Origin of the sequence: Streptomyces sp. NPDC100445, assembly GCF_044759735.1 — a bacterium.
Taxonomy (GTDB): domain Bacteria; phylum Actinomycetota; class Actinomycetes; order Streptomycetales; family Streptomycetaceae; genus Streptomyces.
This window is the reverse complement of record NZ_JBIVZV010000007.1, coordinates 259303-271432: the sequence shown is the minus strand read 5'-3', so window position 1 is coordinate 271432 and position 12130 is coordinate 259303. Positions and strand designations below refer to the sequence as shown.

The 12130-nt window shown below is 75.7% G+C and carries 4 protein-coding genes; 1 reads left to right on the top strand and 3 read right to left on the bottom strand.

What is annotated here, in order from left to right; all coding sequences use genetic code 11:
• Positions 1-44: 44 nt before the first annotated feature.
• Both ACIQVT_RS19335 and ACIQVT_RS19330 read right to left on the bottom strand, forming a co-directional pair.
• Positions 45-4799, bottom strand: a complete 4755-nt coding sequence (locus ACIQVT_RS19335) for a type I polyketide synthase (RefSeq protein WP_403754705.1) — start codon at positions 4797-4799, stop codon at positions 45-47.
• A complete protein-coding gene (locus ACIQVT_RS19330) occupies positions 4796-10240 on the bottom strand; it encodes an SDR family NAD(P)-dependent oxidoreductase (protein WP_403754702.1) in 5445 nt (1814 codons plus the stop codon). The genes ACIQVT_RS19335 and ACIQVT_RS19330 overlap by 4 nt, the downstream gene beginning before the upstream one ends.
• Positions 10241-10537: 297 nt before the next feature.
• Between ACIQVT_RS19330 and ACIQVT_RS19325 the strand changes: the two genes are divergently transcribed.
• Positions 10538-11065 carry a hypothetical protein gene (locus tag ACIQVT_RS19325; RefSeq protein WP_403754916.1) on the top strand — a complete coding sequence of 176 codons (528 nt, stop codon included), beginning with the start codon at positions 10538-10540 and terminating at the stop codon, positions 11063-11065.
• 57 nt (positions 11066-11122) lie between these two features.
• On the opposite strand, the gene sbnA is transcribed toward ACIQVT_RS19325, so the two are convergent.
• Positions 11123-12097, bottom strand: a complete 975-nt coding sequence (gene sbnA, locus ACIQVT_RS19320; RefSeq protein WP_403754699.1) for a 2,3-diaminopropionate biosynthesis protein SbnA — start codon at positions 12095-12097, stop codon at positions 11123-11125.
• Positions 12098-12130: the final 33 nt, after the last annotated feature.

Sequence of the window (12130 nt, the reverse complement as noted above, 5' to 3'; positions counted from 1 at the left end):
AGACGTGGACCGCGGTGGGGCCGGGGTGTCGTGGGAGGGTCGCCTCACGCCGAGCCGAGCTGGTCGTCGATGAAGGCGAAGACGTCGTCGGCGGAGGCCTCCTCCAGCCGTCCGGCGACGGCGGCGGCGTCCTGGCCGAGGGTCTTGTCGAGGTCGCCCAGCAGCGACCGCAGGCGGGTGGTGATCCGGCTCTGTTCGATGTCCTCGGCGGTGAGGTCGCCGAGCCGCGCCGCGACCCGGTCGAGTTCGGCGAGGACCGAGTCCACCGAGGTGTCGGCGCCCGCGAGTTCGGTGCCCAGGTGCTTGGCGAGGGCGGCGGGGGTGGCGTAGTCGAAGATGAGGGTGGCCGGCAGCGGCACCCCGGCGGCGCCGCTGATCCGGTTGCGCAGGTCGACGGAGGTGAGGGAGTCGAAGCCCAGGTCGCGGAAGGCGGTGGTCGGCTCGACCGCGTCGGCGGCGCCGTAGCCGAGGACCGCGGCGGCCTGGCCGCACACCAGCTCCTGGAGGGCGCGGTCGCGTTCGCCGCCGGTGAGGCCGGCGAGCTTCTCGGCGAACCCGTCGGCGGCGCCCGTCTCGGCGGCGCCGCCCGTGCGGGCCTGTGCCCCGGGCAGCGTGGACAGCAGGGGGCTGGGCCGGGTGGCGGTGAAGGCGGGTGCGAACACCGACCAGTCGACGTCGGCGACGGTGACGGTGGTGTCGCCGCCGTCCAGGGCACGGCGCAGCGCGGTGAGCGCGTTCTCCGGGCCGAGCGGGGACATGCCCATCGCGCGGGCGGCCGAGCGGACGGTGCCGTGGGCGGCCATGCCGTCGCCGCCCCACGGCCCCCAGGCCACCGAGGTGGCCGGCAGGCCGGCCGCGCGCCGGTGTTCGGCGAGGGCGTCGAGGTAGGCGTTGGCGGCGGCGTAGTTGGCCTGCCCGGCGCCGCCGACGGTGGCGGTCAGGGAGGAGAACAGCACGAACGCCGACAGATCCCGGTCCGCGGTCAGTTCGTGCAGGTGGCGGGCGGCGTCGGCCTTGGGGGCGAGGACACCGTCGAACCGCTCGGGGGTGAGGGCGTCCAGGACGCCGTCGTCGAGGACGCCGGCCAGGTGCAGCACCGCGGTGAGGGGGTGTTCGTCGGGGACGGAGTCCAGCAGCGCGGCCAGCGCCCCGCGGTCGGCGACGTCGCAGGCGGCGAGGGTCACCGGGGTGCCGGCGTCGGTGAGTTCGCGGACGAGTTCGGCGGCGCCGGGCGCGTCCGGGCCCCGCCGGGAGGTCAGCAGCAGGTGGTCGGCGCCCTCGGCGGCGAGCCAGCGGGCGACGGCCGTGCCGACGGCGCCGGTGGCCCCGGTGACCAGCACCGTGCCGGACGGCTTCCAGGGGGCTCCGGCACGGGCCGGGGCGTGCTCCAGGCGTCGGCCGTGGGCGCCGGACTCGCGCAGGACGACCTGGTCCTCGCCGCCCGCGTCGCCGAGCAGGGCGGCCAGCCGGGCGAGGGTCCGCGGGCCGGGCGCGGCGGGCAGGTCGACCAGCCCGCCCCAGCGTTCGGGGTGTTCCAGGGCGGCGACCCGGCCGAGGCCCCACACCCGGGCCTGGGCGTACCCGGTGACGGCGGCGGTCGTGCCGTGGGCGACGGCGTCACGGGTGACGCACCACAGCGGGGCCGTGATCCCGGCGTCGCCGAGGGCTTGGACGAGGGTGGCGGTGGCGGCCGGTCCGGTGGCCGGCGCCAGCAGCGACAGGACACCGTCGGCGCCGTCCCGGCCGGCGAGCAGTGCGGTGAGTCCCGTGCGGCCGGCCGGGTCCGGCACCGTGACGGTGTCGAGGGTGAGGCCCTGCTCGGTGAGCCCGGCCAGGACGGTGGCCGTCCAGGGGTCGTCGGCGGCGGGGACGACGGCCAGCCAGCGGCCGCCGCGTGCCGGGGTGGCGGCGGGCGCGAGCGGTTCCCAGGCGACGCGGTAGCGCCAGCCGTCGGCGGCGGCGTGGGCCCGCCGCTGCTCGTGCCAGGCGGCCAGGGCCGGTACGACGGCGGCGACGGACGTCTCGTCGGCGACGCCGAGGGTGGCGGCGACGGCGGTCACGTCCTGGTCCCGGACCAGTTCCCAGAACGGGTCGGCGGCGTCGCCGCCCGCGCGGGCCGCCGCGGAGCGCTCGGCCTGGAGGATGGGGGCGTCCGCCCAGTGCCGGTCGCGGCGGAACGGGTAGGTGGGCAGGTCGACCCTGCGGCCGCCGGCGAACACGGTCGTCCAGTCGGGGCCGGTGCCGGTCAGGTGCAGGCGGCAGACGGCGTCGAGGAGGGCGGTGTCCTCGGGGCGGTCGCGGCGCTGGGTGCCGATGACATCGGGCACCGTGTCCTGGGCCAGGTTGGTGAGCACCGAGTCCGGGCCGACCTCGAGGAGGCGGGTGGCGCCCTCGGCGGCCAGGGTGGTGAGCCCGTCGTGGAAGCGGACGGCCTCGCGGACGTGGCGCACCCAGTACTCGGGCGAGGTGAGGTCGCCGTCCGTGCGGCCGGTGACGTTGGAGACGACCGGCAGGGCGGGCTCGTGGAAGGTGAGACCGGCCAGCACCCCGCGGAACGCGTCGAGCATGGGGTCCATGCGGTGGGAGTGGAAGGCGTGCGACACCTTCAGCCGGGTGGTCTTCTCCACCCGGGCGGCGACGGCGAGCACGGCCTCCTCGTCGCCGGAGACCACCACCGCGCGGGGCCCGTTGACGGCCGCGATGTCGACGCCGTCGGTGAGCAGCCCGGTGACCTCGGCCTCGCCGGCGAGCAGGGACACCATCGCGCCGCCCGCGGGCAGGTCCTGCATGAGCCGGCCGCGGGCGGCGACCAGGGTGACGGCGTCCGTCAGGTCCAGGACGCCGGCGACGTGCGCGGCGACGATCTCGCCGATGGAGTGCCCGGCGAGCAGGTCCGGGCGGACGCCCCAGTGCTCCAGCAGCCGGTACAGGGCGGTCTCGAAGGTGAACAGGGCGGCCTGGGTGTAGACGGTCCGGTTCAGGTGGGCGGTGGCGGGGTCGGCGTCCTCGAACATGACCTCGCGCAGCGGCCGGTCCAGGTGGGGGTCGAACGCGGCGCAGATCTCGTCGAAGGCGGCGGCGAACACCGGGAACCCGGCGTGCAGGGTGCGACCCATGCCGGGGCGCTGGGAGCCCTGCCCGGAGAACAGCACGCCGAGGCGGCCGGGCTCGGGGGGCACCACGGCGGGCCGGCTGCCGTCGGCGACGGCACGCAGGCCGGCCAGCAGTTCGTCCCGGTCGCGGCCGGTGACGGCGGCCCGGTGGGTGAACACGGTGCGGGTGGTGGCCAGCGAGTGCCCGACGTCGTACGGGTCGAGGTCGCCGGCGACCGCGAGCAGCCGCTCGGCCTGCCGCTGGACGGCGTCGGCGCCCTTGCCGGACAGCACCCAGGGGACGACGGGCAGCGCGGCCCGCTTTGGGGCGGGCTCCTCGGCCCCGGCGGGCGGCGCCTCCTCCAGGATGGTGTGGGCGTTGGTGCCGGAGATGCCGAAGGAGGACACGCCGGCGCGGCGCGGGCGTCCGTCGGGGGTGTCCCAGGGGCGGGCCTCGGTGAGCAGCCGGACGTCGCCGGCGCTCCAGTCGACGGCGGTGGAGGGCTTCTCGGCGTGCAGGGTGCGGGGCAGGGTGCCGTGGCGCATCGCCATGACCATCTTGATGATGGCGCCGACGCCGGCCGCGGCCTGCGGGTGGCCCATGTTGGACTTGATGGAGCCGAGCCACACCGGCTGGTTCTGCGGCCGGTCCTGCCCGTAGGCGGCGATGACGGCCTGGGCCTCGATGGGGTCGCCGAGGGTGGTGCCGGTGCCGTGCGCCTCGACGGCGTCGATGTGGTGCGGGGCGAGCCGGGCGTCGGCGAGGGCCTGCCGGATGACCCGGATCTGGGCCGGGCCGCTCGGCGCGGTCAGGCCGTTGGAGGCGCCGTCCTGGTTGACCGCCGAGCCGCGGACCACGGCGAGCACCTCGTGGCCGTTGCGCAGGGCGTCGGACAGCCGCTCCACCAGGAGCATGCCGGCGCCCTCCGCCCAGGCGGCGCCCGCCGCCCCGTCGGAGAAGGAGTGGCAGCGGCCGTCGGGGGACAGCGCGCGGCGTTCGCTGAACTCGATGAACATCTCGGGGCTGGCCATGACGGCGGCGCCGCCCGCGAGCGCCAGCGAGCACTCGCCCTTGCGCAGCGACTGGATCGCCGAGTGCAGCGCCACCAGGGAGGAGGAGCAGGCGGTGTCCATGGTGACCGCCGGGCCCTCCAGGCCGAGCGTGTAGGCGATGCGGCCGGAGACGATGCTGCCGGAGATGGTGCCGCCGACGTAGTCGTGGTGCATCAGGCCCACGAAGACGCCGGTCGGGGTGCCCTTCACCTTGCTCGGGTCGATGCCGGCCCGTTCGAAGGCCTCCCAGGTGACCTCCAGCAGCAGGCGCTGCTGCGGGTCGGTGCCGGGGGCGTCCTTGGGGCTGATGCCGAAGAAGGCGGGGTCGCACTCGGCGGCGTCATGCAGGAACCCGCCGTGGCGGACGTAGGACTTGCCGGGGGCGCCGGGTTCGGGGTCGTAGATCGCCTCGACGTCCCAGCCGCGGTCGGTGGGGAACTCGGTGACGACGTCGGTGCCCTCGTCGACGATCCGCCACAGGTCCTCGGGGGTGCGCACCCCACCGGGGTAGCGGCAGCCCATGCCGATGATGGCGACGGGCTCACGGTCCTGCTCCTCCAGCTCGCGTACGCGGCGGCGGCTGCGCTCCAGCTCGGCCGTGGCCCGCTTGAGGTAGTCGCGGAGCTTGTCGGCGGTGGCCGAGTCTTCCATCACAGGGCTCCCAGTTCGTTGTCGATCCTGGCGAAGAGTTCGTCGTCGCTGGCTTCGCCGAAGTCCTCCGGCGGCACGGGCGCGGTGTCCCGGCCGTGGGTCTCCTGCCAGCTGCGCAGCAGCGCTTCGAGGCGTGCGGTGACACGGGCGTGGCTGCCGCCCTCGTCGGGCAGGGCGAGCAGTGCGGCCTCGACGCGGTCCACCTCGGCCAGCGCGGTCCGGGCCCGGTCGGCCGGTCCGGGCACGAGCGCGGTCCTGAGGTGGGCGGCGAGGGCCGCGGGGGTGGGCTGGTCGAAGACGAGCGTCGCCGGCAGGGTGAGGCCGGTGGCGCCGGCCAGGAGGTTGCGCAGTTCGACGGCGGCGAGCGAGTCGAAGCCCATCTCCTGGAACGCGCGTCCCGGTTCGACGGACTCGGGCGAGGGGTGCCCGAGGACGCCGGCGACGTGGGTGCGGACCAGCTCCAGCAGGGCGCGGTCCCGTTCGGGGTCGGCCAGCGGTGCCAGCCGTTCGCGCCAGGAGCTGCCGGGGGCGCCGGCGGCGGGCCCGGCACTGGGCCGGGCGGGCCGCACCAGGCCGCGCAGCAGCGCCGGTACGCCGTCGGGCCGGGCGCGCACCGCGGCGGCGTCCAGGCGTACGGGGACCAGGACGGCGTCCTCGCCGCCGAGTCCGGCGTCGAAGGCGCGCAGTCCCTGGCCGGGGGTCAGGGGCGGCAGGCCGAGCCGGCGCAACCGTTCCAGGTCGGCGGCGTCGATGCCGTCGCTCATGCCGCCGGCGCCGGACCACAGGCCGTAGGCGAGGGAGACACCGGGCAGGCCGAGCGAGCGGCGGTGGGCGGCGAGGCCGTCGAGGAAGGTGTTGGCGGCGGCGTAGTTGGCCTGGCCCCCGCCGACGAGCAGACCGGCGGTGGAGGACAGCAGGACGAACGCCGACAGGTCCTTGTCGCGGGTCAGTTCGTGCAGGTTCCAGGCGGCGTCGACCTTGGGCCGCAGCACCCGGTCCACCCGGTCGGCGTCGAGCGTGGCCAGCACGCCGTTGTCGACGACGCCGGCGGCGTGCACCACGGCCCGGACGTCGTGCTCGGCGAGCAGCGCCGCCAGGTCGGCGCGGTCGGCGGCGTCGCACCGGGCGATGACCACGTCGGCGCCCAGCTCGCGCAGCGTCTCGCGCAGTCGGTCGGCGCCGGGGGCGTCGGCGCCGCGCCGGCCGGCCAGCAGCAGGCGCCGTACGCCGTGCTCGGTGACCAGGTGCCGGGCGATCAGGGCGCCGAGGCCGCCGGTGCCGCCGGTGATCAGGACGGTGCCGTCGGGGTCGGGGGCGAGCGGGGCGCCGGGCTTGGCGCGGGCCAGCCGGGGCAGCCGTACCTCGCCGTCCCGCACCGCGACCTCCGGGTCGCCGGCGGCGAGCGCGGCGGCGAGCGCGGGTCCCGGGTCGGCGCTGCCGTCGCTGTCGACCAGCAGGAACCGGCCGGGGTTCTCCGCCTGCGCCGCGCGGACCAGCCCGTACAGGGCGGCGTGGCCGAGATCGCCGGCGCGCAGCAGGACGGCGAGCCGGTGCTCGGCGTGGTCCGCGTCGGCCGGCCAGGTGCGCAGCGCGTCCAGCACGGCGTGCACCCGCTCGCGCACCAGGGCGGGCAGGTCGGGTACGGCGTCGGGGGTGACCGGTACGGCGAGGACCACCAGGTCGGGTACCGGACCGGCGGCGACGAGAGCGGCCGGGTCGCAGTGGTGGGGGGCGTCCAGCCCGGTGTGCGCCGGGCCGGTGCCCGCGAGGCCGCACACCGCCAGCGCGGGTGTGCGGGCGGTCGCCGGGACCGGCGCCGGGACGAGGTCGACCCGGTACAGCGGGTCGTCGCCGTCCCCGGCGAGCTGCTCGGCGGAGACGGGGCGCGCCACGAGGCTGCGGACGGTCGCGACGGGCGCGCCGGTGGCGTCGGCCAGGGTGAGGGCGACGGCCTCGGGGCCGGACGGCGACAGGTGCAGGCGTACGGTGTCGGTGCCCGCGGCGTGCAGGGTGACGCCGCCCCAGGCGAACGGCAGCACCGCCCGGCCGCCGGGCAGGTCCAGCAGGTTGACGTGCAGGACGGCGTCCAGCAGCGCCGGGTGCACGCCGTACGCGGCGGCGGTGGCACGGGCGCTGTCGGGCAGGGCCGCCTCGGCGAACAGCTCGTCGCCGCGGCGCCACATGGCGCGCAGGCCCTGGAAGACCGCGCCGTAGCCGTAGCCGGTGCGGGCCAGTGCGGGGTAGAGGCCGTCTAGGTCGACGGGTTCGGCGTCCCGGGGCGGCCAGTCGGTCAGGTCCGCCGGGGCGGCCCCGTCGTCGGCCGTGACGGTGAGGACGCCTGCCGCGTTGCGGGTCCAGGGGGCGTCGGGGGTGTCGGCGCGGCGGGACCAGACGGTCAGCTCCCGCTGTCCGTCCCGTTCCCCGCCGACGGCGGCCTGGACGGCCAGCGCCCCCTGCTCGGGCAGGATCAGCGGGGCGTGCAGGGTGAGTTCGCCGACGGTGTCGCAGCCGGTGCGCTCCGCGGCCTGGAGTGCCATCTCCACGAAGGCGGTGCCGGGCAGCAGTACGGTCCCGTGCACGGCGTGGTCGGCGAGCCACGGGTGCGAGGCGAGGGAGAGCCGGCCGGTGAGGACCGCTCCCTGCGTGTCGGGCAGGTCGGTCGCGGCGGTCAGCAGCGGATGGCCGGTGGCGCGCTGCCCCAGGCCGTCGGCGTCGCCGCTGCCGCCCGCGCCGGCCTCCAGCCAGAGGCGCTCACGCTGGAAGGCGTAGGTGGGCAGGGGGGTGTGCCGGGCGTGGTGCGGGGCGAAGAACGCCGCCCAGTCCACGGCGGTGCCGGCCGCGTGCAGCCGCGCCACGGCCGTGACCAGGTCGCGTTCCTCGTCGCCGGCGCGGCGCAGTGCGGCGACGGTCACGCTGTCCCCGGGCACGCAGTCCACGGCCAGCGCGGTCAGGGCCGCGTCCGGGCCGACCTCGAGGAACGCCCGGACGCCCAGCTCGTGCAGGGCGGTCATGGCGGGGGCGAAGCGGACGGGCCGGCGGACGTGGTCCACCCAGTGGCCGGGGGTGGCGAGCCGCGCGGGGTCGGCGAGGGCGCCGGTGAGCGTGGAGACGATCGGGATGCGCGGCTCGGCGAAGGAGCACCGGGCGGCGGCCTCCGCGAAGTCGGCGAGCATCGGTTCCATCAGCGGCGAGTGGAAGGCGTGCGAGACCTCCAGCAGCTTGCCCCGGCCGAAGCGGGCGGCGAGGGCGGTGACGGCGTCCTCGGCTCCGGAGACGACCACGGAGCGCGGGCCGTTGACGGCGGCGAGGCCGACGCGCTCGTCCAGGTACGGGGTGACCTCGTCCTCCGTGGCGCGCAGCGCGGCCATGGCGCCGCCCGCGGGCAGGGCCGCCATCAGGGTGCCGCGCGCGAGGACGAGGCGGACGGCGTCGGGAAGGGACAGCACCCCGGCGACGTGGGCGGCGGCGATCTCACCGACGGAGTGGCCGGCCAGGTAGTCGGGGGTCACGCCGCAGGACTCCAGGAGCCGGTACAGGGCCACTTCGGTGGCGAACAGGGCGATCTGCGCGTGGTCGGTGCGGGCGAGGAGGCCGGCGTCGCCGTCGATGAGGTCGGCGAGCGGGCGCTCCAGGCTCGGGTCGGCGAGGGCGCACACCGCGTCGAAGGCGTCCGCGTACACCGGGAAGGCGCGGTGCAGGTCCCGGCCCATGCCGGTCCGCTGGGACCCCTGGCCGGTGAACAGGAAGGCGGTCCTGCCACCGGCCGGGGTGACCGGGGTGGCGGCGGCGAGCCCGGCGAGCAGGTCGCCGGTGTCCCGGCCGACCGCGACGGCGCGGTGCTCGTGGCGGGCGCGGGTGGTGGCGAGCGACAGCCCGAGGTCGGCGGGGCGGACGCCGGGGTGCGCGTCGAGGTGGTCGCGCAGTCGCGTGATCTGCGCGGTGAGGGCCTGCGGGGTACGGCCGGAGACGATCCAGGGGAGGTGAGCGCCGTCCCGGCCGGCCGGGTTCTCCGCGCCCTCCCGGTCACCGGCGGGCTGCTCCGCGTTGCCGGCGGGTTCCGGGTCGGCGGGGGCCTGCTCCAGGACGACGTGCGCGTTGGTGCCGCTGATGCCGAAGGAGGAGACGGCGGCGCGGCGGGGCCGGCCGGTGGCGGGCCACGGGCGCCGTTCCAGGGCCAGTTCGACGGCTCCCGCGCTCCAGTCGACCTGGTCGGTGGGCGCGTCGACGTGGAGGGTGGGCGGAACCTCGCCGTGCCGCATGGCCAGCACCATCTTGATGACGCCCGCGACGCCCGCGGCGGCCTGGGTGTGCCCGAGGTTGGACTTGACCGAGCCCAGCAGCAGCGGCTCGGCGCGGTCCTGGCCGTAGGTGGCGAGCAGCGCCTGGGCCTCGATCGGGTCGCCGAGCGAGGTGCCGGTGCCGTGCGCCTCGACCACGTCGACGTCGGCGGGGGTGAGCCCGGCACCGGCCAGGGCCTGCCGGACGACGCGCTGCTGGGACGGGCCGTTGGGCGCGGTCAGCCGGCTGCTGGCGCCGTCGGAGTTGACGGCGCTGCCCCGGACGACGGCGAGCACCGGGTGGCCGTTGCGCCGGGCGTCGGCGAGCCGTTCCAGCAGCAGCATGCCGGCGCCCTCGCCCCAGCCGGTACCGTCGGCCGCGGCGGCGAACGCCTTGCACCGGCCGTCCGGCGCGAGCCCGCGCTGCCGGCTGAAGTCGACGAACGTCTCCGGGGTGGACATCACGGTGACGCCGCCGGCCAGGGCGAGCGAGCACTCGTCCGCCTGGAGCGCGCGCACCGCCCAGTGCAGGGCGACCAGGGAGGACGAGCAGGCGGTGTCGACGGTGACCACCGGGCCTTCGAGTCCGAAGGTGTAGGCGACGCGACCGGAGGCGATGCTCGCGGCGCTCCCGTTGGCGAGGTAGCCGTCGAGGTCGTCGGGTACGGAGGTGAGACGGGTGGCGTAGTCGTTGTACATGACGCCGGCGAACACGCCGGTGCGGCTGCCGCGCAGGGAGGCCGGGACGATACCGGCCCGCTCGAAGGCCTCGTACGAGGTCTCCAGCAGCAGCCGCTGCTGCGGGTCCATGGCGAGGGCCTCGCGGGGGCTGATGCCGAAGAAGCCGGGGTCGAAGTCGGCGGCGTCGTGCAGGAATCCGCCGGTACGGGCGTAGGTCCGGCCGGGCCGGTCGGGGTCGGGGTCGTACAGGGCGTCCACGTCCCAGCCGCGGTCGGCGGGGAAGTCCGTCACCGCGTCGGTCCCCGTCGCGACGAGTTCCCACAGGTCCTCGGGGGTGGTGACGCCACCCGGGTAGCGGCAGCCGATGCCGACGACCGCGACCGGGCCGTGTGCGCGTCGCTCGTTCTCGCGCAGCCGCCGCCGCGCCTCCCGCAGGTCCGCGGTCGTCCGCCTGAGATAGTCGAGCAGTTGCTCTTCGTTGTTCACCAGCGCGCCATCCGATCGAGATCGAAGTGAGGGCCTGGGCCGCGCGGATCGCCTCCGGACGGTTTCCGGTCCGCTTCCCCTCCGCTGTCGGAGGCTAGGCAGCCGGTGCGAACCCAAGACACCCCTACGGCCCCCAGGGGCCCCCGTGACGGTTAAGGGGTCCCGCTCCGGGGGCGTCGCGCGCGATGATCCTCGTACGGCCTTGGGCACCCCACCGGCGAGGCGCGCCGCCGCTCGAAGTCGTGCATCGTGAGGGTCTACGCTGTCCCGCCCCACCTGGACCGGGAGGTCACCTCGGTGTTACCCGCACGGGTGCTCGCCGTTGCCCCGCCGGCTCTGGTGATTCTCGCCCTGTCCGGCTGCTCGTCCTGGGGCTGCACCGACACGACGGCGGAGCGTGGGAAGGCCGGTGCCAGGGTGCAGGTCGTGGACACGGACGGGCAGCCCCTCGGCGTCACCGCCGCGGTCGTCGACTGGCGCCTTGAGCCCCACCCGCAGGTGCCCTCCGAAGGTGACCGGGTCCACTTCCACTTCCGCTTCGACGGCGCCGACGAACATTCCGACCCCGCGGTGGATGCCTGCGCGGTCGACAAGGAGCGTGTGGTGTTGGGGTGTCGGACGGTGCACTCGTCCCAGGCGTTCGGGCCGGCCGACGATCCCCTCACGGGCGACGACTGGCTCGCCGTCGAGCACCCTGAGCAGGTTGCCGGAGTGTTGTTGATCCCCAATGACCAGTCGTACGACCGACGCACCTGTGAAGTGGACGTCAAGGACGGTGGCGGGACGCATCCCCCGGAGCCACCCACCAGAGGAGACCGGTTGTAGGGAGGTCAAAGGGGTTGAGCGCGGGGCAGCCCTACCGGGCCCCCGGCCCCGGCGCGGCTAGAAGGGGTTCACCTGGGCGGAGTCGAGGACTCCGTCGCCGTACAGGTCCTGGAGCCAGTTCGTCTGGTAGATGGTGTCGAGGTAGCGTTCGCCGAGGTCGGGGGCGATGGCCACCGCGGTGAGGTCACGGCTGCCGTGCCGGGCCAGCCAGGACGTCGCCGCGCTGACCACCGTGCCCGTGGACCCGCCGAACAGGAAGCCCCGTCGGGCCAGGCGGTGACAGGTGCGGATGGTGTCGGCCTCCTCCACCCGGATCACCTCGTCCACCAGCGTCTCGTCGAGGAGCGGGGGGCGCATGCTCATGCCGAGGCCGGGGATCATCCGGCGGCCGGGCTCGCCGCCGAAGGCCACCGAGCCCACACTGTCCACGGCGATGATCCGCACCGGGCGGCGCCGCTCGCGGAAGTAGCGGGCGCAGCCCATCAGGGTGCCGGCGGTGCCCGTTCCGATGAACAGCGCGTCCAGCCGGGGGAAGTGCTGGGCGATCTCCGGTGCCGTCGTCCGGTAGTGCGCCTGCCAGTTCTGCGCGTTGGTGTACTGGCTGAGCCACACGTACCGGTCGTCGGACGCGCACAGATCGCGGACGTAGTCGAGCCGGGTGCCGAGGAAGCCGCCGTTGGAGTCCAGGTCGGCCACGATGTGCACCTCACTGCCGAGGGCCTCCATCAGCAGCCGGGTGGAGAGGTTGCAACGGGAGTCCGTGACACACAGGAACCGGTAGCCCTTGCTCGCGGCGATCATGCTCAGGGCGACGCCCAGGTTGCCGGACGAGGACTCGACGAGGACGGAGTCCGATTTCAGGGTGCCTTCGCGCTCGGCCCCCTCCACCATCGCGTTCGCGGCCTTCAGCTTGATTGAGCCGGCGAAGTTGAAGCCCTCGCACTTGAGGTAGAGGCGGTATCCGAAGCTCGACTCCAGGTCGATGAAGAGATTGCCCTCGTTGAAGGCGTGGGGAGCGGAGATGACGGGCACGGCAGGCCTCCTGTCCCAGGGCTGAGGGCGAAG